This window comes from Pseudomonas sp. SYWMCR5 (assembly GCF_057197165.1).
Genome location: NZ_JBXUNH010000001.1, coordinates 917,295 through 941,564, shown reverse-complemented (window position 1 = coordinate 941,564; position 24,270 = coordinate 917,295). Strand labels below are relative to the sequence as shown.

The following is a 24,270-nucleotide window of genomic DNA, read 5'->3' as shown; positions in this document are numbered from 1 at the left end:
TGATGGCCACTTTTCACGGGCACAAAAAAGGCCGCTTTACGCGGCCTTCGTCATGCTTGCTGGGTCAGCGCTTGAGGCCGTAGCTCTCGTCGAGCATGCCCGGCGAGTTCGGCGCCTTGGGCGCGTAGTCGCGTGGGACTTCGGCGGTATCCTTCGGCGGTGTCAGGCGATCGCGCGGACCTTGTGCGGCTTCGGAGTGCAACGACGCGAGCAGGCGCTGGCGGGTCAGCTCGTCCAGGGCCAGGCGATTGGCCCCGTCAGCCAGGTGATCCTGCACATCCTGGTAGCTCTGGGTCAGTTTCTTGACCAGCGAAGCAGTGCTGTTGAAGTGGGTGACCACTTCGTTCTGGTAATTGTCGAAACGCTGCTGGATGTCGTCCAGCTGGCGTTGCGTACTGCTGGGAGCCGCGTTGGGGAGAAGGCGGGCCAGGGCGAAACCGACGACGACACCAACGACCAGTGCCAGGGTCGGCAGCAACCAAACAAGGAGCGAGTGTTCCACGAGTCCTTCCTCTATAAACGGCTTTGCTTTACGTTAACGGCTCAGACCTGCGCTGTATACCGCGAGCGATCGCAAATCAGAACAGAATTCCTCCTCTAGACGAATCGACCCCCCACGAGGTCACGGAGTAGTGCCTTGCTTGTCCGCGAAACCCCCATGTTCATCGATGGCCCCAGTGGCCCGCTGGAAGCCTTGTACCTGGACGTGGCCGATGCCCGCGGCGTGGTGCTGATCTGCCACCCCAACCCGGTCCAGGGTGGCACCATGCTCAACAAGGTGGTCTCGACGCTGCAGCGCACGGCTCGCGATGCGGGCTACAGCACCCTGCGCTTCAACTACCGTGGCGTCGGCCAGAGCGCCGGCAGCCACGACATGGGCGCTGGCGAAGTGGCCGATGCCGAGGCCGCCGCGGCCTGGCTGCGCGCCACACATCCTGAGCTGGCGCTGGTACTGATGGGCTTCTCGTTCGGGGGCTTCGTCGCCGCCAGCCTGGCCGGGCGGCTGGAACGCGCCGGGAGCGAGTTGCAACATCTGTTCATGATTGCCCCGGCGGTGATGCGCCTGACCGCCGACTTCCCGCTGCCCGAGCGCTGCGCCCTCACCGTGGTCCAGCCTGACACCGACGAGGTGGTCGACCCTGCGCTGGTCTATGAATGGTCCGACACACTGACGCGCCCCCATGAGCTGCTGAAAGTGGCAGAATGCGGACACTTCTTCCATGGCAAGCTGACCGATCTGAAGGATCTGGTGCTGCCGCGTCTTTCGAACTGAGCCAAGCCTGAATAAGCGATCACCCATGACCACGCGCATTCTCACCGGTATCACCACCACCGGCACTCCGCACCTGGGCAACTACGCCGGTGCCATCCGTCCGGCGATCCTCGCCAGCCAGCAGCCCGGTGCCGACTCGTTCTACTTCCTGGCTGACTATCACGCCCTGATCAAGTGCGACGACCCGCTGCGCATCCAGCGCTCGCGCCTGGAAATCGCCGCCACCTGGCTGGCCGGTGGCCTGGATCCGGACAAGGTCACGTTCTACCGCCAGTCCGACATTCCTGAAATCCCTGAGCTGACCTGGCTGCTGACCTGCGTGGCTGCCAAGGGCCTGCTCAATCGCGCCCACGCCTACAAGGCCTCGGTCGACAAGAACCTGGAAAGCGGCGAAGACCCGGATGCCGGCGTGTCCATGGGCCTATACAGCTACCCGGTGCTGATGGCCGCCGACATCCTGATGTTCAACGCACATAAGGTCCCGGTCGGTCGTGACCAGATCCAGCACGTTGAAATGGCCCGTGACATCGGCCAGCGCTTCAACCACCTGTTCGGCCAGGGCAAGGAGTTCTTCGTTCTGCCCGAGGCGGTGATCGAGGAAAGCGTGGCCACGCTCCCAGGCCTGGACGGTCGCAAGATGTCCAAAAGCTACGACAACACCATCCCGCTGTTCACCAGCGCCAAGGACATGAAGGACGCCATCTCGCGCATCGTCACCGACTCGCGTGCGCCAGGCGAGGCGAAGGATCCGGACAACTCCCACCTGTTCACCCTGTACCAGGCCTTCGCCAGCGCCGCACAAGCCGGCGAGTTCCGCGAAGAGTTGCTGCAGGGCCTGGGCTGGGGCGAGGCGAAGAGCCGCCTGTTCCAGTTGCTCGACGGCCAGTTGGCCGAGAAGCGCGAGCACTACCATCAACTGATCTCGCGTCCGTCGGACCTGGAAGACATCCTCCTGGCCGGCGCAGCCAAGGCGCGCAAGATCGCCACGCCGTTCCTCGAGCAGTTGCGTGAGTCGGTGGGCCTGCGCTCCTTCCGCAGCAGCGTCCAGGTCAACGCCGAAGTGAAGAAGAAGGCTGCCAAGAGCGCGCGCTTCGTCAGCTTCCGCGATGAAGACGGCAGCTTCCGCTTCCGCCTCCTGGCCGCCGATGGCGAGCAATTGTTGCTGTCGCGCAGCTTCGCCGACGGCAAGAGTGCAGGCGCGGTGAGCAAGCAACTGCAGCAGGGTGGCGAGGCGGATGTGCGTGTAGATGGCCTGGGCTTCAGCCTGTGGCTCGATGGCGAGCAGGTGGCCGAAGGCCCGCAGTTCGCCGATGCAAGCGCCCGTGATGCGGCGGTGCTGAGCCTGCGTGAGGCGTTGGCGCCCCAGCAGGACTGAAACAGGGACCTGTAGGAGCGGCGGTTCGGCGCTCCGACTTGCCCGCGAAGCAGGCGCCGCGTTGCATGGCACCGGCCATGCCGGTGTTCGCGGGCAAGCCCGCTCCTACAGACTGATTGCCATTAAGCGGGCCGGTCGCTACAGTGACGGCCCGTTTTTTGTTGCCTCGCTAACGAATCATGACGCCCCTAGAACGATATCAAGCAGATCTGAAACGCCCCGATTTCTTCCATGACGCGGCGCAGGAAACGGCGGTGCGTCACTTGCAGCGCCTTTACGACGACCTGGTCGCCGCGCAGAGCAACAAGCCGGGCGTGTTCGGCAAGCTGTTCGGCAAGAAGGAGCAGACACCGGTCAAAGGCCTGTATTTCTGGGGCGGGGTAGGGCGTGGCAAGACCTACCTGGTCGACACCTTCTTCGAGGCGCTGCCGTTCAAGGAGAAGATGCGCACCCACTTCCACCGCTTCATGAAGCGTGTGCACGAGGAAATGAAAACCCTCAAGGGTGAGAAGAACCCGCTGACCATCATCGCCAAGCGCTTCTCCCAGGAAGCCAAGGTGATCTGCTTCGATGAGTTCTTCGTGTCCGACATCACCGACGCCATGATCCTCGGCACCTTGATGGAAGAGCTGTTCAAGAACGGCGTCTCTTTGGTGGCCACCTCCAACATCGTGCCGGACGGCCTGTACAAGGACGGCCTGCAGCGTGCGCGCTTCCTCCCGGCCATCGCCATGATCAAGCAGTACACCGATGTGGTGAACGTCGACAGTGGCGTTGACTATCGCTTGCGCCACCTGGAGCAGGCCGAGCTGTTCCACTTCCCGCTCAACGAAGCCGCCCACGAGAGTATGCGCGCCAGTTTCAAGGCCCTGACCCCCGATTGCACCCAGGCGGTCGAGAACGACGTGCTGATGATCGAGAATCGCGAGATCCACGCGTTGCGCACCTGTGACGACGTCGCCTGGTTCGACTTCCGCGCCTTGTGCGATGGGCCACGCAGCCAGAACGACTACATCGAGTTGGGCAAGATCTTCCATGCCGTGCTGCTGAGCAACGTCGAGCAGATGGGCGTCACCACCGACGACATCGCCCGCCGCTTCATCAACATGGTCGACGAGTTCTATGATCGCAACGTCAAGCTGATCATTTCGGCCGAAGTCGAGCTCAAGGACCTGTACACCGGCGGGCGCCTGAGCTTCGAGTTCCAGCGTACGCTCAGCCGACTGCTGGAAATGCAGTCCCACGAGTTCCTGGCTCGCGCGCACAAGCCCTGAAGCAGTACCTGTCCCCTGGCAGGCGCGGGCTTGCCGCGCACCTGCCAGGGGTGGTTGGTGTTCTCAGGCCTCCTGCATGAACTGCTGCCGATACTGGTTCGGCGACAGTTCGGTGTGCTGGCGGAACAGCCGGGCGAAGAAGCTCGCGTCGTCGTACCCCACCTCATAACTGATGGTCTTGATGCTCTTGCGGGTGCTCGAGAGCAGGCCCTTGGCGGTCTCGATACGCAGGCGCTGCAGGTAGTGCAGTGGCTTGTCCCCGGTCGCGCTCTGGAAGCGGCGCATGAAGTTGCGGATGCTCATGCCATGGTTGCGCGCCACGTCCTCGAAGCGGAACTTGTCGGCGAAGTGCTCCTCCAGCCAGTGCTGGATCTGCAGGATGATCAGGTCCTGGTGCAGCTTCTGCCCGCCGAAGCCCATGCGCCCTGGCGTGTAGTTGCGCTGCACTTCGTAGAGGATATCGCGAGCCACCGCCCGCGCCACGTTGGCGCCGCAGAAACGCTCGATCAGGTAGATGTACAGGTCGCAGGCCGAGGTGGTGCCGCCGGCGCAGTATAGGTTGTCGGCGTCGGTCAGGTGCTTGTCCTGATTCAGGCGGATAGTGGGGAAGCGTTCGGCGAAGCTGTTGAAGAAGCGCCAGTAGGTGGTCGCCTCCTTGCCATCGAGCAGGCCTGACTCGGCGAGCCAGAACACGCCGCTGGCTTCGCCGCACAGCACGGCGCCACGGGCGTGCTGCTCACGCAGCCAGGGGAGCACTTGCGGGTAGCGGGCGAGCAGGTTGTCGAAGTCGTCCCAGAACGCCGGGAGGATGATCACATCGGCGTCACCCAGGCGACTGTCCACGGGGAGTTGTACGTCGCTGAAGCTGTCCACCGGCTGGCCGTCAGGGCTCACCAGGTGAATCTCGAACATCGATTGCAGCCCCAGGCCCAGTTGCTTGCTGTAACGCAGGCTGGCCAGGTGGAAGAAGTCCTTGGCCTGCATCAGTGTCGAAGCGAACACTTTATCAATGGCCAGGATGCTGACGCGCCGCAACGACGCGGAGGGTTGGGTAAACATCATTGTCATTGTTCTTATAGGGTAGAGTGGTCAATCACCGGCTGGATCGTCTTATTTTTTGGCGATTGTGTCTACCCCGAAGAAATGCGCTGCCCTCTTCGCGGGCAAGCCCGCTCCCACAAGGCCTGTGATGAACCTTGTGGGAGCGGGCTTGCTCGCGAAGAGGGCAGTACATGATCACGCTCAGGGCGCCGGGTTTGGCTGCTGCTGGTGCAGTGCCTCGATCGCCGCCAACAGTTCGTCACTCAGAACCAGGTTGGCGCTGTCCAGGTTGCTCTGCAATTGCTTGAGATCGGTCGCCCCGATGATGTTGCTGGTCACGAACGGCTGGCGGGTGACGAATGCCAGGGCCATCTGCGCCGGATCCAGGCCATGCTCGCGGGCCAACTGCACGTAGCGGCTGCAGGCGGCCACGGTCTGCGGGTTGGAGTAGCGGGCGAAGCGGCTGAACAAGGTCAGGCGTGCCTTTTCCGGGCGCGCGCCGTTCTCGTACTTGCCCGACAGCATGCCGAAGGCCAGTGGCGAATAAGCCAGCAGGCCGCACTGCTCGCGGATCGCCACTTCCGCCAGGCCCACCTCGAAGCTGCGATTGAGCAGGTTGTACGGGTTCTGGATCGACACTGCCCGTGGCCAGCCGCGGCTTTCGGCCAGGTGCAGGAACTTCATGGTGCCCCATGGCGTTTCGTTGGACAGGCCGATGTGGCGGATCTTGCCGGCGCGCACTTGCTCGTCGAGCACCTCCAGCGTTTCCTCCAGCGGCGTGAACAGGTCGTTGGGCAGGTGCTGGTAGCCCAGCTTGCCGAAGAAGTTGGTCGAACGCTCCGGCCAGTGCAGCTGGTAGAGGTCGATGCGGTCGGTCTGCAGGCGCTTGAGGCTTTCGTCCAGCGCGGCGACGATGTGCTGGCGGTTGTGCTTGAGTTGGCCGTCGCGGATATGGCTGATGCCGTTACCGGGGCCGGCGACTTTGCTGGCGAGGATCCAGTCGTCACGGTCGCCATTGGCGGCGAACCAGTTGCCGATGATGCGTTCGGTCGCCGCGTAGGTCTCCGGGCGCGGCGGCACCGGGTACATTTCGGCGGTGTCGATGAAGTTGATGCCGGCGGCCTTGGCCAGAGCGATCTGCTCGAAGGCCTCATCCTGGACGTTCTGCTCACCCCAGGTCATGGTGCCCAGGCACAGTGCGCTGACGTTGAGGTCGGTACGGCCGAGCTTGCGGTATTCCATCGGAAGGCTCTCTGCTGGACAAAGAAACCATCAAAGCAGGTTGAAAATCTTTGCGCAATCTGGATAATGCTGGGCCTCTCCGTGTGGCGGAAGTGATGCACCACCACGCAGGAAGAACCCCGTCGATCATGGGCGTGCCCGACCCGAGCCCCCAAAAGCGTCCGTGCTCGGCTGCGCGCTTGCACTTGGCAAGTTGTGCACTATCCAGTAAGATTCGCCGTCTATTTTTCGCTGGGCGGCCTCTGAGGCTTTAGAGAATGAAAACTTTTACTGCTAAACCGGAAACAGTAAAGCGCGAGTGGTTCGTAATCGATGCCGCTGGTCAGACCCTGGGTCGTCTGGCTACCGAAATCGCTACCCGTCTGCGCGGCAAACACAAGCCTGAGTACACTCCTCACGTTGACACCGGCGACTACATCGTCGTCATCAACGCCGAGCAGGTTCGTGTAACTGGTGCCAAGTCTTCGGACAAGATGTACTACTCCCACTCCGGCTTCCCAGGTGGCATCAAGGAAATCAGCTTCGAAAAGCTGATCGACAAGGCCCCTGAGCGCGTCATCGAGACCGCGGTCAAAGGCATGCTGCCGAAGAACCCGCTGGGTCGCGACATGTACCGCAAGCTGAAAGTGTACGCGGGTGCTACCCACCCTCACACTGCTCAGCAGCCTCAAGAACTGAAGATCTAACGGGATAGTTCATTATGTCGGCGACTCAAAATTACGGCACTGGCCGTCGCAAGACCGCAACCGCTCGCGTTTTCCTGCGTCCGGGTACTGGTAACATTTCCATCAACAACCGTCCTCTGGACACTTTCTTCGGCCGCGAAACCGCTCGCATGGTTGTTCGCCAGCCGCTGGAACTGACCGAGACCGTTGAGAAGTTCGACATCTACGTCACCGTCGCCGGTGGTGGTGTCAGCGGTCAGGCCGGTGCTATCCGCCACGGTATCACCCGCGCTCTGATGGAATACGACGAAACCCTGCGTGGCGCTCTGCGTCGTGCTGGCTACGTCACCCGCGACGCTCGTGAAGTCGAGCGTAAGAAAGTGGGTCTGCGTAAAGCGCGTAAGCGTCCTCAGTACTCCAAGCGTTAATACCGCTTCGGCAGTCGAAAAAGCCCGGTTCCTTGGAACCGGGCTTTTTTTATGTCTTGAACTAACCTGTCAGCATGTCCGGGCCGAGTTGTCACATAGACGCAGATCAAGCAAAGCGAGGGTTGTAGCCCGAACCAGGGGTAATCACCTTGTCAGTGTGTGGATTTGTTTCTTACCATGGCGGCCAATTTTTAGCGCCACAGACATTACTAATAGACGCCTGATCCAGCGGGCGAGAAGAAAGCTGATGGGAGAGGACTGAATGAGCAATGACGGCGTCAACGCAGGCCGGCGCCGCTTCCTCGTAGCTGCCACATCCGTGGTGGGGGCTGCGGGGGCAGTGGGGGCTGCGGTACCGTTCGTGGGGTCATGGTTCCCCAGTGCCAAGGCGAAAGCCGCTGGGGCACCGGTGAAGGTCAACATCGCCAAGGTTGAGCCCGGGCAGCAGATGGTTGCCGAATGGCGCGGTCAGCCGGTGTTCATCGTGCGACGAACGCAAGAGATCCTCGGCAATCTGAAAAAGATCACTGCAGACCTGTCCGACCCCGAGTCCAAGGCTTCGGTGCAGCCGACCTACGTCGATCCCGAGGTTCGCTCGATCAAGCCGGAAATACTCATCCTCGTTGGCTTGTGCACCCACCTGGGGTGCTCGCCGACTTTCCGTCCGGAAGTCGCCCCCGCCGATCTCGGTCCGAAGTGGGTCGGTGGCTATTTCTGCCCTTGCCATGGCTCGCACTATGATCTGGCGGGTCGCGTCTACAAGTCGCAGCCAGCCCCGCTCAATTTGCCAGTGCCGCCGCACTCGTACGAGTCGGACGACATCATCGTCATCGGCGTCGATCAGGAGAACGCATGATGAGCAAGTTCATGGACTGGATTGATGCTCGCTTCCCCGCCACGAAAATGTGGGAAGACCACCTGAGCAAGTATTACGCGCCCAAGAACTTCAACTTCCTGTACTTCTTTGGCTCCCTCGCGTTGCTGGTGCTGGTCAACCAGATCGTCACGGGGGTCTGGCTGACCATGAGCTTCACGCCCTCGGCAGAAGAGGCCTTCGCCTCGGTCGAGTACATCATGCGCGATGTCGAGTACGGCTGGATTCTGCGCTATCTGCACTCCACCGGCGCCTCGGCGTTCTTCATCGTGGTCTACCTGCACATGTTCCGCGGGTTGCTCTACGGTTCGTACCAAAAGCCGCGTGAGCTGGTGTGGCTGTTCGGCATGCTGATCTACCTGGCGCTGATGGCCGAGGCCTTCATGGGTTACCTGCTGCCTTGGGGGCAGATGTCCTACTGGGGCGCCCAGGTGATCATCTCGCTGTTCGGTGCCATCCCGGTGATCGGCGATGATCTCACTCAATGGATCCGTGGTGACTACCTGATCTCAGGCATCACCCTGAACCGCTTCTTTGCCCTGCATGTGGTGGCGCTGCCGATCGTCATTCTCGGGCTTGTGGTGCTGCACATCCTGGCACTGCACGAGGTGGGCTCGAACAACCCGGACGGTGTCGACATCAAGAAGCACAAGGACGAGAACGGTGTACCGCTGGATGGCATTCCCTTCCACCCGTACTACACGGTCAAGGATATCGTCGGGGTCGTGGTATTCCTCTTCGTGTTCTGCGCCGTGGTGTTCTTCTTCCCGGAAATGGGTGGCTACTTCCTGGAAAAACCTAACTTCGAGCAGGCCAACGCCTTCAAGACCCCCGAGCACATTGCGCCGGTGTGGTACTTCACGCCCTTCTACGCGATCCTGCGGGCGGTGCCTGACAAGCTGTTCGGTGTCATCGCCATGGGCGCGGCGATTGCGGTGCTGTTCGTGTTGCCCTGGCTCGATCGCAGTCCGGTGCGCTCCATGCGCTACAAGGGCTGGTTGAGCAAGATCTTCCTGCTGGTGTTCTGCGTGGCCTTCATCATTCTCGGCGTGCTCGGTGTGCTGGCGCCTACGCCCGGACGGACCCTGCTGTCCCAGGTCTGCACCGTGCTGTATTTCGCCTACTTCCTGTTGATGCCGTTCTACACAAGGCTCGAGAAGACAAAACCGGTTCCGGAAAGGGTGACTGGCTGATGAAAAAGTTTATTGCAGTAATGTTCCTGGCATTGATGCCTGCCTTATCCTTTGCTGCCGAGCAGGGTGTGGAGCTGCAGAAGGTCGATATCGACCTGACCGACAAGGCCGCGTTGCAAGACGGGGCGCGCACCTTCGCCAACTATTGCATGGGTTGCCACAGCGCCAAGTTCCAGCGGTACGAGCGGGTTGCCGATGACCTGGGCATCCCCCACGAGCTGATGCTCGAAAAGCTGGTGTTCACGGGGGCCAAGATCGGCGATCACATGAAGATCGGCATGCAGCCCAGCGATGCCAAGACCTGGTTCGGTGCGGCGCCGCCTGATCTCACGTTGGTCGCCCGAGTGCGTGGCAACGATTGGCTGTACAGCTACCTGCACAGCTTCTACGAAGACAAGTCGCGCCCTTATGGGGTGAACAACAAGGTCTTCCCGAACGTGGGCATGCCCAACGTGCTGGTCGGGCTGCAGGGCAACCAGGTGATTGGCTGCAAGCAGATCCAGACAGTGGTCGACGGCAAGAAGCAATTCGACCCGCTGACTGGCAGTCCTTTGACCCATGAAGCCTGTGACCAGCTGACCATCGAGCCGAAATCCGGTACCCTGACGCCCGAGCAGTTCGACGAGAAGGTCAAGAACCTGGTGACCTTCCTGGCCTATTCGGCCAACCCGGTCAAACTGGAAAGTCAGCGCATCGGCACCTATGTCCTGCTGTACCTGGCTTTCTTCTTCGTGTTCGCCTACTTGCTCAAGCGCGAATACTGGAAGGACGTGCACTGATCACGCAGTAGTTTCTGGTAGTTGAACGCGCCCTGGGGTGCTCCTGCGCAATCGCGAGGAGCCTCCCAGGGCGCGTTTGCATTTGCAGTTTCACAAGCATCCCCATGCGAGGAGGAGCTACATGGGCGCGACCAACAGGTTAGCCTGCTATTCCGACCCCGCTGACCATTATTCTCATCGGGTACGCCTCGTTCTCGCCGAGAAGGGCGTCAGTGTGCAGATCATCGACGTCATCGCCGATCGTCTGCCGCCCAAACTGATCGAAGTGAACCCCTATGGCAGCGTGCCAACCCTGGTCGACCGCGACCTGGCGTTGTACGAATCGACCGTGGTGATGGAATACCTCGAGGAGCGTTATCCTCATCCGCCGCTGATGCCGGTATACCCGGTGGCGCGCGGCAACAGCCGCCTGCTGATGCACCGTATCCAGCGTGACTGGTGTGCACTGGCTGATGTCATTCTCGATCCGCGTGCCGCCGAGGCTGCGCGTGGCGCGGCGCGCAAGTCGCTGCGCGAGAGTCTGACCGGTGTCTCGGCGCTGTTCGGCGAGTTTCCCTGCTTCATGAGCGAGGAGCAAAGCCTGGTCGATTGTTGTCTACTGCCCATACTCTGGCGATTGCCGGTCCTGGGTATCGAACTGCCGCGGCAAGCCAAGCCGCTGCTGGATTATATGGAGCGACAGTTCGCTCGCGAGCCTTTCCAGGCGAGCCTGTCTGCTGCTGAACGTGAAATGCGCAAGCTTTAAGGAGCCGTTGATGAACTCCAGTCGCCCCTATCTGGTTAGAGCACTGTACGAGTGGATCGTCGACAACGATTGCACCCCCCATATGCTGGTCAATGCCGAGTATCCGGCGGTCCAGGTGCCCCAGGGATTTGCCAGCGATGGCCAGATCGTCTTGAACATTTCGCCCAGCGCTGTGCGTAACCTGCACATGGACAACGACGCGGTGAGCTTCGAGGGGCGCTTCAGTGGCGTGGCCCATTCGCTCTATGTGCCGGCAGGCGCGATCCTGGGTATCTATGCTCGGGAGAATGGCCAGGGCATGGTGTTCGAGCTGGAGCCGCCGTTGATGGATGGCGAAGAGCTCGATGACGAAGGCGTCGAGCCTGATGATGATGGCCCGCCGGAGGGTGGTGGCCAGCCGCCGCGACCCAGTGGGCGGCCGAGCTTGAAAGTGGTCAAGTAATAAAAAAGGCGATCCATCCGGATCGCCTTTTTTATTCAAGTTCGGATTACAGGTCCTTGATCGTGCGTACCTGGTCCTTGTTGATGCGGGTCGGCTTGCCGTCCAGCTGCTTGAATTCGTAGAAGCCCGAGTCTTTGTCGAACTTTGGCGTGTCGAGCGTCTGCAGCTCGCGGCCGTCGTTGAGGGTGATCGTGCTCGGGGTGGAGCAGCCGGCCAAGGTGGCGAAGGCGGTGATGGCGAGAAGGGACAGCAGGGACTTCTTCATGGGCTTTCCTGGGTTGTTTGCGGCAATACCTGGTGCGATGGGCTACAGCGCGCATTCATCGCGCGCCGTGGCCCTGGATATCAATCGATGTACTCGAACAGCTTGACGATCTTCTGTACGCCAGACACACCCTGAACCACGTTGGTGGCGGCGTTGGCTTCCTGCTGGGTGACCAGGCCGAGCAGGTAGACGATTCCGTTCTCGGTGATCACCTTGATGCGTGAGCTGGGAACGTTGGCATCACCGATCATCTGGGTCTTGATCTTGGTGGTCAGCCAGGTGTCGTTGTTGCGTGCCAGGATCGACGAGGGCTGCATCACCTGCAGCTCGTTATGCACCTTCTTGACCCGTTGTACCTGGCCGGCGGTCTGCTCGGCGAGGCTCTTGAGATCGGCGCGCGGCGTTTGACCGGCGAGCAGCACGATGCCGTTGTAGCTGCTGACGACGATGTGCGAGCCCTTGTCCAGGTCGGGGCTTGCCTTGGCGACGTTGACCGAAACCTTGGTTTCGATCAGCGAATCGTCGATCTTGCTACCGATGGTGCGGGTGCCGCGATCATCTTCGATCGGCGAGTTGCGGGTCGAGGTCAATACCGAGCTGCAACCGGAAATACCGAGGCACAGGGTCAGGGCCATGAGGCCGAGGCGCTTGGGGATCATTCTTCACTCCCGAACAGTTGGCTGTCGATCAGATCGCACAGGCAATGGATCGCCAGCAGGTGGACTTCCTGGATACGCGCAGTGACCGTGGAGGGGACGCGGATCTCCACATCCTCGGGCAGCAGCAGCGAAGCCATACCGCCGCCGTCACGTCCGGTCAATGCTACGACAATCATTTCACGATCATGTGCGGCCTGGATCGCCTGGATCACGTTGGCCGAGTTGCCGCTGGTGGAGATCGCCAGCAGTACGTCGCCGGGTTGGCCCAGGGCGCGGATCTGCTTGGAGAAGACTTCGTTGTAGCTGTAGTCGTTGGCGATCGAGGTGATGGTCGAGCTGTCGGTGGTCAGGGCGATGGCTGGCAGGCTCGGACGCTCGCGCTCGAAGCGGTTGAGCAGTTCCGAGGAGAAATGCTGGGCGTCGCCCGCCGAGCCACCGTTGCCGCAGGCGAGCATCTTGCCCTCGTTGAGCAGCGCGTTGACCATGACCAGGCTGGCCTGCTCGATGTGCGGTGCCAGGATGTCCATTGCCTGTTGCTTGGTATCGATGCTGGCCTGGAACAGCCGGCGAATTCGGGATTGCATGTCCATCTGGTGTGACCTTAAGTGCGGCGGAGGCCTGCGCGACGCGCGACAGGGGCCAGCCCGCGAAACATAGAGCAAAGAAATCGGAATGGGTTCAGCATTCGAAGGCGTTTTTCAGCCATTGAAGCGGCCGACCTGCATGGTGGCTGCCCTGCAGGGCGACTACGTCGAAGCGGCAGGGGTGATCGGCCCAGCGGGACTCCTTCAGCAGGAACAGGTTGGCGGCAAGCGCCAGGCGTTTCTGCTTGCGCGCGTCGATACTTTCGAGCGCTCCGCCGAAATCCGCGTGCAAGCGGTAGCGGACTTCGACGAATACTACTGTATCGGCGTCGAGCATGACCAGATCAAGCTCGCCTCCCTTGCATCGCCAGTTACGCGTCAGCAGTTGCAGGCCTTGCCCTCGAAGATACTCGAGGGCCTGGTTTTCTGCCGCGAGCCCGGCGCTGGTGGGGGAGGCCTCGGGCATCAGCGTGCAGTATCCGGCAGGCGCTTGACCTGACCGCCGGAGAATTCGGCCCATGGCAGTTGGCGTTCGATGCGCTGGTTGGCGTTGATGCTCAGGCTGCCGGACAGGCCCTCGACGCGGTTGTCAGGCAGCGCCTTGAGCTGGCCTAGGCGTGGCGCCAGGCTGTAGGCATCGACACCCATGGCGTACAGGCGACCCAGGCTGCCGGCAGCTTGAGGCCACTGCTGCACGACTTGCTGACGCAGGCTGTTGGTGTTGTCCAGCAACCAGGGGGTTTCGCAGAAGCGGACGCCGTTCATGTCGTTGTACTGGTTCACGTCACCACTGGCGCTGTAGAGGTTGGAGGTGGCGTAGACCGGTACGTCACCCGCGTACTGGAAGTTGAGGGTCGGCTTGATCTGCTGGGCCTGCTGCGGGGTGGCGGCGAGGAAGATGAAATCGATGTCCTGGCGACGCGATGGTTGTGCGGCGACATTACCACCCACGGCGCTCTGCAGGCTCTTGGCACGACCTTCGCTCTGGCGCAGCTGGAACAGGTCGGCGATCTGTTGGGCCAGGGCCACCGGCTGGGCGATGCGCTCGGCAGCGAGCAGGGTGCCGCCGTTGCCTTCCCAGTCCTGGCGGAAAGCTGCGAGCACGCGGTCACCCCATTCGCCGCTCGGCACCAGGGCCACGGCGCGGACCAGGCCGTCTGCGCGGGCACGGCGAGAGACTTCGCGAGCTTCGTCCTCGGCGGCGAGGCCGAACTGGAACAGTTGTGGTGGCGATTTCTGCCCGGCCTCGGCGTAGTTCAGTGCCAGGGTGGTGATGGGCAGTTGCGGGTAGTCGGCGAGTTTCTTCACCAGTGGTTTTTCGAGCGGACCGATCACCAGCTGTACGCCGGCCGCCTGGGCCTGGCGATAGAAGTCGTCCAGCGAGGTGAGGCGCGAGCTGTCGAAAACCTGAACCGCCGGCGCTGGCTGGCCGGATTGCTGGGCCTGGAAATGGGCTGCCATGAAGCCGTCGCGCAGCGCGCGGGCTACACCGGCGAGCGGGCCTTCCTGTGGCAGCAGCAGGGCGATCTTGGTCAGCGGCTGGCTGGCCAGTTGCTTGAGCTTGACCAGTGCGTCAGGCAACTGCTTGGCGGCCGGATGATCGGCATGTTGCTGGCGCCAGCTGTCGATGGCGGCCTGTTGCTGCTCCAGGGTGCCGGCGCTCTTGACCGCCAGGGCCAGGCTGGTCCAGCCGGCGAGGGTCGGGTTGCTGGTTGGTTGCTGCAGCTGGTCGGCGGGCAGCGAGGCTACCAGCGACCAGATGGCATCGTTGTTCTTGGTTCCGTCCGGCCCGCTGAGCAGCGGAGCCAGCAAGATGCGCTGCTGGGCCGCAGGAAGTGCCTGGCCGTCGGCTTCGAGGGCTGCAGCATGCACGCTGTAGGTGCGCACCTGCTGCTCTTCGGGGAGCTCGCCGACGCGTTGCAGGCTCGGGTGCGACAGGGCGCCGAGGGCGGCCTTGGGCTGGTTGCGGCTCATCGCCAGCTCGGCAGCCAGGGTGCTGGCGAACACCTGTTGGGCGGGTTTGAGCGTGTCCAGTGGAACCTGCTCGAGGATGCGTGCGGCGCGTGGGAAGTCCTTCTGCCGGTAGGCCATGTCGGCGGCGCTCAGGCGCAGCAGCGCGGCGTCTTCGGCGGACTTGCTGGAAGCCGCCTTCTCGAGCAGTTGCTCGATGCTGGCGTCCGGGGTGCGTGGCAGTTCGCCCAGGCTGGATGAGGGCGAGCTGGCGCAGGCTGCCAGCAGGGCAGCGAGACAGAGGGCTGTGAGCAGCCGCAGGCAAGCGATCATGTAAGGGTCCTGTTACTCGATCAAGTTGGCCGGTAATTGTACCCAAGCGCTGGCCGGGGCGCGATCTTGCTGACGCTGATCCTTCACTATAGGTCGCATGTCAGGGGGTGGCGGCCAAGTTCTTTGCGCCTTGTTGCGGGCGCTCGGGCTACAATGGCGCCTTTGATCGGCAAGGCAGGTGTGTGCAGTGACTGATGTTGCAGGGGTTCCAAAATCCATAGCGGGTACGCTTTACGTCGTTGCGACGCCCATCGGCAACCTCGACGACATGAGCGCCCGGGCACTCAAGGTGCTGGCCGGCGTGGCGCTGATCGCCGCCGAGGATACCCGCCACTCGGTGCGTCTGCTGCAGCATTTCGGCATCGAGACGCCGCTGGCGGCCTGCCATGAGCACAACGAGCGCGACGAAGGCAGTCGCTTCATTACGCGCTTGCTGGCGGGTGACGATGTGGCGCTGGTGTCCGACGCCGGCACGCCGCTGATTTCCGATCCGGGCTATCACCTGGTGCGCCAGGCGCGGGCTGCCGGGGTGAAGGTGGTGCCGGTGCCAGGGGCGTGCGCGCTGATCGCTGCGCTATCGGCGGCGGGGCTGCCCTCTGATCGCTTCATTTTCGAAGGCTTCCTGCCGGCGAAGGCTGTCGGGCGCCGTGCGCGTCTGGAGCAGGTCAAGGAAGAACCTCGGACCTTGATCTTCTATGAAGCGCCGCATCGTATCCTTGAGTGCCTGGAAGACATGGAGGCGGTATTCGGCGGTGAGCGCCCGGCTGTACTGGCGCGAGAGCTGACCAAGACGTTCGAGACGCTCAAGGGCTTGCCGCTGGCCGAGTTGCGCGCCTTTGTCGCAACTGACGCCAATCAGCAGCGTGGTGAGTGCGTGGTGCTGGTGGCGGGCTGGAGTGCGCCGCAAGACGACCAGGCGATCAGTAGCGACGCCATGCGTGTATTGGATCTGTTGCTGGCAGAATTACCGCTCAAGCGGGCGGCAGCATTGGCGGCGGAAATTACCGGGGTGCGTAAGAATCTTCTTTATCAAGCAGCGCTGGATAAACAGAAAAGCCATTAATGGCGTAATGATATTATTTGCGGTATTGCTTGTTCTTGATCGCGCCTGCCGTTACCCTTGTCGGCGGAGAGTCGATCGGACAGTCGCTGCCTGTTTTTGTTCCGCAAAATCAGGGGGAGGAAAGTCCGGGCTCCGCAGGGCAGAGTGCCAGGTAACGCCTGGGAGGCGCGAGCCTACGGAAAGTGCCACAGAAAATAACCGCCTAAGCACTTCGGTGCCGGTAAGGGTGAAAAGGTGCGGTAAGAGCGCACCGCACGGCTGGCAACAGTTCGTGGCTAGGTAAACCCCACTCGGAGCAAGACCAAATAGGGTTCCATACGGCGTGGCCCGCGTCGGAACCGGGTAGGTTGCTAGAGGCGTCCAGTGATGGCCGTCGTAGAGGAATGACTGTCCTCGACAAAACCCGGCTTACAGATCGACTCTCCACCCCCTCTCTTCCTGCTTGAATCGATAGCAGATCCTTCCTGGTAATGCCGAAAAGTTCTTACTCTTGATAATTCACTTTAACTTCACACTCTATCCGTTTGAGTGCGCTTGATTTTTTCCGCCAATTTTTTCTTCCGGTAGTCCTTCCTCCTTCCTTTGTTGCGCTAAATCTCGGTCCTGTAAGGGTTTTCCCTATGAACGCGCCTTGACGGTGTGGCGGACGGATTCCTATAGTGTGCGCAAGTGGCAGAAAGTGGGATGAAGTGGGTTTTCTGGCACAAAAAAGTTACCATTGTGGGGAATCGCAGCCGTGTTCCGCGGAGCCAACGCCGTCAGCCTCGATGCAAAGGGCCGTCTCGCCATGCCGAGCCGGTACCGTGACGAGCTCGATTCGCGTTGCAATGGTCAACTTATCGTGACCATCGACGCTGTTGACCCCTGCTTGTGTGTTTATCCCCTCGATGAGTGGGAGCAGATAGAAGCCAAGTTGCGTGCCTTGCCGTCGCTGCGTGAGGAAAACCGCCGCCTGCAGCGTTTGCTGATCGGTAATGCGGTGGACCTGGAGCTCGATGGCAGTGGTCGTTTCCTGGTTCCGCCCCGTTTGCGTGAGTACGCCAAGCTCGACAAGAAGGCGATGCTGGTGGGGCAACTGAACAAATTCCAGCTGTGGGATGAGGATGCCTGGAACGCGGTTTCGGCAGCCGACCTCGCAGCTATTCAACAACCGGGCGCCATGCCCGATGAACTGCGTGACCTGATCCTGTGACGATAGATAGCGGCTTCAACCACATCACCGTATTGCTCGACGAAGCTGTCGAGGCATTGGCCCTGCGCGCCGACGGTTGCTATCTGGACGGGACCTTTGGTCGCGGTGGGCACAGTCGTCTCATTCTCAGCAAGCTCGGGCCGCAAGGGCGGCTGCTGGGCTTCGACAAAGATCCACAGGCGATTGCCACGGGGCAAGCGCTGGCGGCCGAAGACGGCCGCTTTGTCATTGTGCAGCGCAGCTTCGCCGAACTGGGTGATGAAGTGCGTGCGCGCGGGCTGGACGGCAAGGTCAGCGGTATCCTGCTCGACCTGGGTGTCTCCTCGCCGCAGCTGGACGATCCTGAGCGCGGCTTCAGTTTCCTCAACGATGGCCCGCTGGACATGCGCATGAATCCGGGCCAGGGCATCAGCGCCGCCGAGTTCATCGCCACCGCGCCCGTCGAAGAAATAGCCCGCGTGTTCAAGGAGTACGGCGAGGAGCGTTTTGCCGGTCGCATGGCGCGTGCGGTGGTCGAGCGTCGCGAGAAGCAGCCGTTCACCCGTACCGCCGACCTGGCCGAAGTGCTCAAGGTCGCCAACCCTGCTTGGGAGAAGGGCAAGAATCCGGCGACTCGCGCTTTCCAGGGGCTGCGCATTCACGTCAATAACGAACTGGGCGATCTGGAGGCCGGCCTGGATGCCGCGCTCGAGGCGCTGGAAGTCGGCGGCCGCCTGGCGGTGATCAGCTTCCACTCGCTGGAAGACCGCATCGTCAAACTGTTCATGCGCAAGCTGGTCAAGGGCGAAGCGGATAACCTGCCACGCAACCTGCCGGTGCAGCACAAGGCCTTCGAGCCTCGTATCAAGCTGATCGGCAAGGCGCAGTTCGCCTCCGATGCAGAACTCAAGGCCAACCCGCGTGCGCGCAGCGCCGTCATGCGCGTGGCGGAGAAGCTGCGGTGAGTCGCCTGTTCGCCAAGCCATTGCCAGGCGGAAGCTTCCTGATGCTTCTGCTGTTCGTTGGCGTGCTGGTGTCGGCCATCGCTGTCTCCTACAGCGCTCACTGGAACCGCCAGTTGCTCAACACGCTCTACAACGAGCTGAGCGAGCGCGACAAGGCCCAGGCTGAGTGGGGGCGCCTGATTCTCGAGCAGAGCACCTGGACTGCCCACAGCCGTATCGAAAACCTGGCTGCCGGCCAGTTGAAGATGCGCGTACCCAACGCTGACGAAGTGCGGATGGTGACGCCATGATGAAGCTCGAGGGTGCACTCTACCCCTGGCGCTTCCGGGTCGTCGTAGGCCTGCTGGCGTTGATGGTCGGCGCGATCAGCTGGCGGATCATCGACCTGCAGGTGGTCGACCGAGACTTCCTCAAGGGGCAGGGCGATGCTCGCAGCCTGCGCCATATCCCGATTCCTGCACACCGTGGCCTGATTACCGACCGCAATGGCGAGCCTCTGGCCGTCAGTACGCCGGTCACCACGCTCTGGGCCAACCCCAAGGAGATGCAGGCGTCCAAGGACCGTTGGCCGCAACTGGCCGCTGTGCTGGGGCAGAACCCGCAGCAACTGATCGAGCGCCTCACCCAGCAGGCCAACAAGGAATTCATCTACCTGGTTCGCGGCCTCACGCCCGAGCAGGGCCAGCAGGTACTCGACCTTAAAGTGCCCGGCGTCTATGGCCTCGAAGAATTCCGCCGCTTCTATCCGGCAGGCGATGTCACGGCGCACATGGTCGGCTTTACCGACCTGGACGACCACGGTCGTGAAGGTGTCGAGCTCGCCTATGACGAATGGCTGGCCGGGGTGCCCGGCAAACGTCAGGTGATCAAGGACCGGCGCGGTCGCCTGATCAAGGATATTCAAGTCACCAAGAACGCCAAGGCCGGTAAGACCTTGGCGTTGTCGATAGACCTGCGCCTGCAGTACCTGGCGACTCGCGAGCTGCGCAATGCCATCGCCGAGCAGGATGCCAAGGCCGGCAGCCTGGTGATCATGGACGTCAAGACCGGCGAGGTCCTGGCGATGGTCAACCAGCCAACGTACAACCCCAACAACCGCCGCAGCATGTTCCCGGCAGCCATGCGTAACCGGGCGATCATCGATGTGTTCGAGCCAGGTTCCACGGTCAAGCCGATTTCCATGAGTGCGGCGCTGCAGAGCGGGCGCTGGAAACCCACCGACAAGGTCGAGGTGTATCCGGGCAGCCTGCAGATTGGTCGCTACACGATCAAGGACGTGTCCAGGAGCGAGGGCCCGATCCTCGACCTGACCGGCATCCTGATCAACTCCAGTAACGTCGGCATGAGCAAGATCGCCTTCGATATCGGCGGCGAAGCCATCTATCGGGTGATGTCGCAGGTTGGCCTGGGGCAGTACACCGGCCTGGGCTTCCCGGGTGAGCGCGTGGGCAACCTGCCCAACCATCGTGAGTGGCGCAAGGCCGAGACAGCCACGCTCTCCTATGGATACGGCGTATCGGTCACCGCCCTGCAGTTGGTTCACGCCTACGCCGCGCTGGCCAACGACGGCAAGATGGTGCCGCTGTCGATTCTCAAGGTCGACAAGGCGCCGGAAGCCGTGCAAGCCATTCCGAAGGAAACCGCCAAGACCATCCAGGGCATGTTGCAGCAGGTGATCGAGGCGCCGCGCGGTGTGTTCCGCGCCCAGGTGCCGTTCTACCACGTTGCCGGCAAGTCGGGCACCGCGCGCAAGGCCACGGTCGGCTCCAAGGGATACACCGAAAACGCCTACCGTTCGCTGTTTGCCGGTTTCGGCCCGATGAGCGACCCGCGCTACGCCATCGTCGTGGTCATCGACGAGCCGGGCAAAGGCGGTTACTTCGGTGGTCTGGTCTCGGCGCCGGTGTTCAGCAAGGTCATGTCCGGCACTCTGCGGCTGATGAACGTGCCGCCGGATAACCTGCCGCCCGCGAACGTGCAGCAGGCCAGTGCAGTACCCGCCAAGGGAGGGCGTGGTTGATGACAATGCCATTGAGCAAGCTTTTCGCCCATGCCAGCCGCGATCCGTTGATTCGCGAGCTGACACTCGACAGCCGCCAGGTGCGGCCGGGTGATCTGTTCCTGGCGGTGCCGGGTGCCAAGGTCGATGGCCGCGACCACATCGCCGACGCGCTTGCCCGCGGTGCTGCCGCCATTGCCTATGAAGAGCAGGGCGCCACGGTGCTGCCGCTCACCGACGTGCCGCTGATTCCGGTCAAGGGCCTGATCGCGCAACTGTCGGCCATCGCCGGCCGTTTCTATGGCGAGCCGAGCCGCCAGCTCAACCTGGTCGGCGTGACCGGCACCAACGGCAAGACCAGCGTGACGCAATTGCTCGCCCAGGCCCTCGACCAGTTGGGCCAGCGCTGCGGTCTGATCGGCACCTTGGGCACCGGTTTCTTCGGTGACTTGCAGAGCGGCCGCCTGACCACGCCGGACCCGATTGCCGTGCAAGCCACGCTCAACGACCTCAAGAAGGGCGGTGCCAAGGCCGTGGCGATGGAAGTGTCTTCCCACGCCCTGGAGCAGGGACGCGTGGCGGCGCTGGCCTTCGATATCGCGGTGATGACCAACCTGTCGCGCGATCACCTGGACTACCACGGCAGCATGGAGGCCTACGAGGCCGCCAAGGCCAAGCTGTTCGCATGGCCGAGCCTGCGCTGCCAGGTGGTCAACCTGGACGATGCCTTTGGTCGTCGTCTGGCCGAAGACTTTGCCCGCCGCCCGAGTGCCGATCATATCGAGACCCGGATGCTCAGCTATAGCCTGGAAAACCCGGACGCCTCGCTGTTCTGCCGCGAAGCCCACTTCGACGATGATGGCGTGCGCGCCATCATCGTCACCGCTCAAGGCGAACGCACACTGCGCAGCCAACTGCTCGGGCGCTTCAACCTGAGCAACATGCTGGCCGCCGTAGCCACGTTGCTGGCGCTGGATTACTCGCTGGACGAAATACTGAAAGTCACCCCGCAACTGCAGGGGCCTGTCGGTCGCATGCAGCGCCTGGGTGGTGGTGCCAAGCCGCTGGTGGTGGTCGACTACGCCCACACCCCCGACGCACTGGAGAAGGTGCTCGAAGCCCTGCGCCCGCACGCCCACGGCAAGCTGCTGTGCCTGTTCGGCTGCGGCGGGGATCGCGATCGCGGCAAGCGTCCGCTGATGGCCGAGGTGGCCGAGCGTCTGGCCGACCGCGTACTGGTCACCGACGACAACCCACGTACCGAGGATCCGCTGCGGATCTTCGATGACATTCGCCCAGGTTTCGCCAAGGCTGCCGACGCCGAGTTCGTCGCCGGTCGCGGCCAGGCCATCGCACACCTGATCGCCACCGCTGCCGCCGACGATGTGATCGTGCTGGCCGGCAAGGGGCACGAGGATTACCAGGAGATCAATGGCGAGCGCCTTGATTTCTCCGATCTGGTCGAAGCCGAGAAGGCACTTTCAGCCTGGGGGGCTCCACATGATTAAGCCCATGACACTCAGCCAGCTGACTACAGCACTGAGTGCTCGTCTGGTCGGTGCCGACGCCACCTTCAACGGTGTCAGCATCGACAGCCGCAGCGTGGCTGCGGGGCAACTGTTCATTGCACTGACCGGCCCGCGTTTCGATGGTCACGACTACCTTGCCGATGTGAAGGCCAAGGGGGCCGTGGCCGCGTTGGTCGAGCGCGAAATCGCCGATGTCGACCTGCCGCAACTGCTGGTTGCCGATTGTCGTGTGGCGCTGGGCCAGTTGGGCGCGCTCAATCGCGCCGCCTTCGACAAGCCGGTGGTCGCCATCACAGGCTCCAGCGGCAAGACCACGGTCAAGGAGATGCTGGCTTCCATCCTGCGTACCCGCGGTCTTGTGCATGCCACCCGTGGCAACCTGAACAACGACCTCGGCGCGCCACTGACGTTGCTGGAGATCGCGCCCGAACACAGCGCTGCGGTGATCGAGCTGGGCGCTTCGCGCATCGGCGAGATTCGCTACACCGTTGGTCTCACTCAGCCGCAAGTCGTCATCCTCAACAACGCTGGCACCGCCCACGTGGGTGAGTTCGGCGGCCCGGAGAAGATCGTCGAGGCCAAGGGCGAGATTCTCGAGGGCTTGGGCGAGGGCGGTATCGCCGTGCTCAATCTCGACGACAAGGCCTTTGACATCTGGCGCAAGCGCGCCGGTGCGCACCAGGTGCTGAGCTTCGCCCTGACCAACGAGAAGGCCGACTTCCATGCCAGCGACATCGGTCGCGACGCGCGCGGCTGCCCTTCGTTCACCCTGCACGGTCCGAGCGGCAGTGCGCCGGTACAGTTGAACCTGCTCGGTACGCATAACGTCAGCAACGCCCTGGCCGCCACTGCTGCCGCACATGCCGTGGGCGTGAGCCTGCCGGGTATCGTTGCCGGCCTGGCCGCAGTGCAGCCGGTCAAGGGCCGTTCCGTGGCGCAGATCGCGCCCAGCGGTGCGCGGGTGATCGACGACACCTACAACGCAAATCCCACCTCGATGTGTGCCGCCATTGATATACTCGCCGGCTTTTCCGGACGCACCGTCCTGGTGCTCGGGGATATCGGCGAACTGGGGCAATGGGCCGAGGAAGGCCACCGTCAGGTGGGCGACCATGCGCGCGGCAAGGTCGATGCCTTGTACGCGACGGGCACCAACATGGTTCATGCGGTCCAGGCGTTCGGCGCCAATGGCCGCCATTTCGCTACTCAAGCTGAGCTGATCGACGCCGTTCGTGCCGAGAGCGTCAGCGATACCACTATCTTGATCAAGGGCTCGCGCAGCGCTGCGATGGAAAACGTCGTGGCTGCTCTGTGTGGTGCCAGCGGGGAGAAACATTAATGCTGCTGCTGTTGGCTGAGTATCTGCAACAGTTCTACAAGGGCTTCGCGGTCTTCCAGTACCTGTCCCTGCGCGGGATCCTGGGTGTGTTGACGGCGTTGTCCCTGGCACTGTGGCTGGGGCCCTGGATGATTCGTACCCTGCAGATTCGCCAGATCGGTCAGGCCGTGCGTAACGACGGCCCGCAATCGCACCTGTCCAAGTCCGGCACCCCGACCATGGGCGGTGCGCTGATCCTGTCCGCTATCGCCATCAGCACCTTGCTGTGGGCCGACCTGACCAATCGCTATGTCTGGGTGGTGCTGATCGTCACCCTGCTGTTCGGCGCCATCGGCTGGGTCGACGACTACCGCAAGGTGATCGAGAAGAACTCCCGCGGCCTGCCGAGCCGCTGGAAGTATTTCTGGCAGTCGGTATTTGGCCTCGGGGCTGCGGTCTTCCTCTACATGACTGCACCGACCAGCGTCGAAACCACGCTGATCGTGCCGTTCCTCAAGGACTTCACCATCCCACTGGGCGTCGGCTTCGTCGTGCTGACCTACTTCGTCATCGTCGGCTCGAGCAACGCGGTCAACCTGACCGACGGCCTCGACGGCCTGGCGATCATGCCGACGGTGATGGTGGGCGGTGCGCTCGGTATTTTCTGCTATCTGTCGGGCAACGTGAAGTTCGCCGAATACCTGCTGATCCCTTATGTACCGGGCTCGGGCGAGCTGATCGTGTTCTGCGGTGCGCTGATCGGCGCAGGCCTGGGCTTCCTCTGGTTCAACACCTACCCGGCGCAAGTCTTCATGGGTGACGTCGGTGCCCTGGCACTGGGCGCCGCGCTGGGCACCATCGCCGTGATCGTCCGCCAGGAAATCGTGCTGTTCATCATGGGCGGCATCTTCGTGGTGGAAACCCTTTCGGTGGTGATCCAGGTGGCCTCGTTCAAGTTGACCGGCAAGCGCGTGTTTCGCATGGCGCCGATTCACCACCATTTCGAACTCAAGGGTTGGCCCGAGCCGCGGGTGATCGTCCGATTCTGGATCATCACCGTGATTCTGGTGCTGATCGGCCTTGCCACCCTGAAACTGAGGTAA

At 62.3% G+C, this 24,270-nt stretch carries 26 protein-coding genes and 1 other RNA gene; 19 read left to right on the top strand and 8 right to left on the bottom strand.

Annotated elements, in window-relative coordinates:
• Positions 1 to 64 precede the first annotated feature (64 nt).
• Complete coding sequence (locus AC2CGW_RS04455) at positions 65 to 502, bottom strand: Z-ring associated ZapG family protein (RefSeq protein WP_054893983.1); 438 nt, start codon at positions 500 to 502, stop codon at positions 65 to 67.
• A gap of 135 nt (positions 503 to 637) precedes the next feature.
• Between AC2CGW_RS04455 and AC2CGW_RS04450 the strand changes: the two genes are divergently transcribed.
• The 3 genes from AC2CGW_RS04450 to zapE all read left to right on the top strand — a co-directional run bounded on the left by AC2CGW_RS04450 (position 638) and on the right by zapE (position 3,922).
• The gene (locus tag AC2CGW_RS04450; protein ID WP_484573584.1) at positions 638 to 1,273 is read left to right on the top strand and encodes an alpha/beta hydrolase; all 636 of its coding nucleotides are present in this window, start codon (positions 638 to 640) and stop codon (positions 1,271 to 1,273) included.
• Positions 1,274 to 1,298: 25 nt separating this feature from the next.
• Positions 1,299 to 2,648, top strand: a complete 1,350-nt coding sequence (locus AC2CGW_RS04445) for a tryptophan--tRNA ligase (protein WP_186711351.1) — start codon at positions 1,299 to 1,301, stop codon at positions 2,646 to 2,648.
• Positions 2,649 to 2,827: 179 nt separating this feature from the next.
• Positions 2,828 to 3,922 carry a cell division protein ZapE gene (gene zapE, locus AC2CGW_RS04440; RefSeq protein WP_484573583.1) on the top strand — a complete coding sequence of 365 codons (1,095 nt, stop codon included), beginning with the start codon at positions 2,828 to 2,830 and terminating at the stop codon, positions 3,920 to 3,922.
• Positions 3,923 to 3,985: 63 nt separating this feature from the next.
• Here the strand turns inward: zapE and AC2CGW_RS04435 are convergent, their stop codons facing one another.
• Both AC2CGW_RS04435 and AC2CGW_RS04430 read right to left on the bottom strand, forming a co-directional pair.
• Positions 3,986 to 4,882 (bottom strand): GlxA family transcriptional regulator, encoded by an 897-nt coding sequence (locus AC2CGW_RS04435; RefSeq protein ID WP_484573687.1) that lies wholly within the window; start codon positions 4,880 to 4,882, stop codon positions 3,986 to 3,988.
• A gap of 282 nt (positions 4,883 to 5,164) precedes the next feature.
• Positions 5,165 to 6,205 (bottom strand): NADP(H)-dependent aldo-keto reductase, encoded by a 1,041-nt coding sequence (locus tag AC2CGW_RS04430; protein WP_411383190.1) that lies wholly within the window; start codon positions 6,203 to 6,205, stop codon positions 5,165 to 5,167.
• Positions 6,206 to 6,462: 257 nt separating this feature from the next.
• Here AC2CGW_RS04430 and rplM point away from each other — a divergent pair, with 257 nt between their 5' ends.
• The 7 genes from rplM (at position 6,463) to AC2CGW_RS04395 (ending at position 11,331) form a co-directional block, all read left to right on the top strand.
• Positions 6,463 to 6,891 (top strand): 50S ribosomal protein L13, encoded by a 429-nt coding sequence (rplM, locus tag AC2CGW_RS04425; RefSeq protein WP_054893988.1) that lies wholly within the window; start codon positions 6,463 to 6,465, stop codon positions 6,889 to 6,891.
• A gap of 14 nt (positions 6,892 to 6,905) precedes the next feature.
• Entirely contained in the window at positions 6,906 to 7,298 is a 393-nt protein-coding gene (gene rpsI, locus AC2CGW_RS04420) for a 30S ribosomal protein S9 (protein WP_054893989.1), read from the top strand.
• A gap of 262 nt (positions 7,299 to 7,560) precedes the next feature.
• Positions 7,561 to 8,154 carry a ubiquinol-cytochrome c reductase iron-sulfur subunit gene (gene petA / locus AC2CGW_RS04415; RefSeq protein WP_054893990.1) on the top strand — a complete coding sequence of 198 codons (594 nt, stop codon included), beginning with the start codon at positions 7,561 to 7,563 and terminating at the stop codon, positions 8,152 to 8,154.
• Positions 8,154 to 9,365: a cytochrome b gene (locus AC2CGW_RS04410; RefSeq protein ID WP_054893991.1), complete on the top strand. Its 1,212-nt coding sequence runs from the start codon at positions 8,154 to 8,156 to the stop codon at positions 9,363 to 9,365. Before petA ends, AC2CGW_RS04410 begins: the two co-directional genes overlap by 1 nt.
• Positions 9,365 to 10,144 (top strand): cytochrome c1, encoded by a 780-nt coding sequence (locus AC2CGW_RS04405; protein ID WP_054893992.1) that lies wholly within the window; start codon positions 9,365 to 9,367, stop codon positions 10,142 to 10,144. Before AC2CGW_RS04410 ends, AC2CGW_RS04405 begins: the two co-directional genes overlap by 1 nt.
• 121 nt (positions 10,145 to 10,265) lie before the next feature.
• Entirely contained in the window at positions 10,266 to 10,889 is a 624-nt protein-coding gene (locus tag AC2CGW_RS04400; RefSeq protein ID WP_484573582.1) for a glutathione S-transferase N-terminal domain-containing protein, read from the top strand.
• A 10-nt stretch (positions 10,890 to 10,899) separates the two neighbouring features.
• The gene (locus AC2CGW_RS04395; RefSeq protein ID WP_484573581.1) at positions 10,900 to 11,331 is read left to right on the top strand and encodes a ClpXP protease specificity-enhancing factor; all 432 of its coding nucleotides are present in this window, start codon (positions 10,900 to 10,902) and stop codon (positions 11,329 to 11,331) included.
• A 46-nt stretch (positions 11,332 to 11,377) separates the two neighbouring features.
• On the opposite strand, the gene AC2CGW_RS04390 is transcribed toward AC2CGW_RS04395, so the two are convergent.
• The 5 genes from AC2CGW_RS04390 to AC2CGW_RS04370 form a co-directional block, all read right to left on the bottom strand.
• A complete protein-coding gene (locus tag AC2CGW_RS04390) occupies positions 11,378 to 11,596 on the bottom strand; it encodes a YgdI/YgdR family lipoprotein (RefSeq protein ID WP_063546018.1) in 219 nt (72 codons plus the stop codon).
• Between the two features lie 80 nt (positions 11,597 to 11,676).
• Positions 11,677 to 12,255, bottom strand: coding sequence for a BON domain-containing protein (locus AC2CGW_RS04385; RefSeq protein WP_063546017.1), 579 nt, complete (start codon positions 12,253 to 12,255; stop codon positions 11,677 to 11,679).
• The gene (locus AC2CGW_RS04380; RefSeq protein ID WP_054893997.1) at positions 12,252 to 12,845 is read right to left on the bottom strand and encodes a phosphoheptose isomerase; all 594 of its coding nucleotides are present in this window, start codon (positions 12,843 to 12,845) and stop codon (positions 12,252 to 12,254) included. The genes AC2CGW_RS04385 and AC2CGW_RS04380 overlap by 4 nt, the downstream gene beginning before the upstream one ends.
• An 88-nt stretch (positions 12,846 to 12,933) precedes the next feature.
• A complete protein-coding gene (locus AC2CGW_RS04375; protein WP_484573580.1) occupies positions 12,934 to 13,305 on the bottom strand; it encodes a YraN family protein in 372 nt (123 codons plus the stop codon).
• Positions 13,305 to 15,122, bottom strand: a complete 1,818-nt coding sequence (locus tag AC2CGW_RS04370; RefSeq protein WP_484573579.1) for a penicillin-binding protein activator — start codon at positions 15,120 to 15,122, stop codon at positions 13,305 to 13,307. The genes AC2CGW_RS04375 and AC2CGW_RS04370 overlap by 1 nt, the downstream gene beginning before the upstream one ends.
• 187 nt (positions 15,123 to 15,309) lie before the next feature.
• On the opposite strand from AC2CGW_RS04370, the gene rsmI reads away from it, so the two are divergent.
• The 9 genes from rsmI (at position 15,310) to mraY (ending at position 24,270) form a co-directional block, all read left to right on the top strand.
• The gene (rsmI, locus tag AC2CGW_RS04365) at positions 15,310 to 16,185 is read left to right on the top strand and encodes a 16S rRNA (cytidine(1402)-2'-O)-methyltransferase (protein ID WP_484573578.1); all 876 of its coding nucleotides are present in this window, start codon (positions 15,310 to 15,312) and stop codon (positions 16,183 to 16,185) included.
• A gap of 67 nt (positions 16,186 to 16,252) precedes the next feature.
• An RNA gene (rnpB, locus tag AC2CGW_RS04360) (RNase P RNA component class A) lies at positions 16,253 to 16,612 on the top strand.
• Between the two features lie 309 nt (positions 16,613 to 16,921).
• Positions 16,922 to 17,377, top strand: coding sequence for a division/cell wall cluster transcriptional repressor MraZ (gene mraZ, locus AC2CGW_RS04355; RefSeq protein ID WP_004575120.1), 456 nt, complete (start codon positions 16,922 to 16,924; stop codon positions 17,375 to 17,377).
• Positions 17,374 to 18,321 (top strand): 16S rRNA (cytosine(1402)-N(4))-methyltransferase RsmH, encoded by a 948-nt coding sequence (rsmH, locus tag AC2CGW_RS04350; protein WP_411383188.1) that lies wholly within the window; start codon positions 17,374 to 17,376, stop codon positions 18,319 to 18,321. Before mraZ ends, rsmH begins: the two co-directional genes overlap by 4 nt.
• Positions 18,318 to 18,611 carry a cell division protein FtsL gene (gene ftsL, locus AC2CGW_RS04345; protein WP_054894001.1) on the top strand — a complete coding sequence of 98 codons (294 nt, stop codon included), beginning with the start codon at positions 18,318 to 18,320 and terminating at the stop codon, positions 18,609 to 18,611. Before rsmH ends, ftsL begins: the two co-directional genes overlap by 4 nt.
• Positions 18,611 to 20,341, top strand: a complete 1,731-nt coding sequence (locus AC2CGW_RS04340) for a peptidoglycan D,D-transpeptidase FtsI family protein (RefSeq protein ID WP_186719096.1) — start codon at positions 18,611 to 18,613, stop codon at positions 20,339 to 20,341. The genes ftsL and AC2CGW_RS04340 overlap by 1 nt, the downstream gene beginning before the upstream one ends.
• Positions 20,341 to 21,828, top strand: a complete 1,488-nt coding sequence (locus AC2CGW_RS04335; protein WP_186668050.1) for a UDP-N-acetylmuramoyl-L-alanyl-D-glutamate--2,6-diaminopimelate ligase — start codon at positions 20,341 to 20,343, stop codon at positions 21,826 to 21,828. Before AC2CGW_RS04340 ends, AC2CGW_RS04335 begins: the two co-directional genes overlap by 1 nt.
• Positions 21,821 to 23,188 (top strand): UDP-N-acetylmuramoyl-tripeptide--D-alanyl-D-alanine ligase, encoded by a 1,368-nt coding sequence (locus AC2CGW_RS04330; protein ID WP_484573577.1) that lies wholly within the window; start codon positions 21,821 to 21,823, stop codon positions 23,186 to 23,188. Before AC2CGW_RS04335 ends, AC2CGW_RS04330 begins: the two co-directional genes overlap by 8 nt.
• Positions 23,188 to 24,270, top strand: coding sequence for a phospho-N-acetylmuramoyl-pentapeptide-transferase (gene mraY / locus AC2CGW_RS04325; RefSeq protein ID WP_054894005.1), 1,083 nt, complete (start codon positions 23,188 to 23,190; stop codon positions 24,268 to 24,270). Before AC2CGW_RS04330 ends, mraY begins: the two co-directional genes overlap by 1 nt.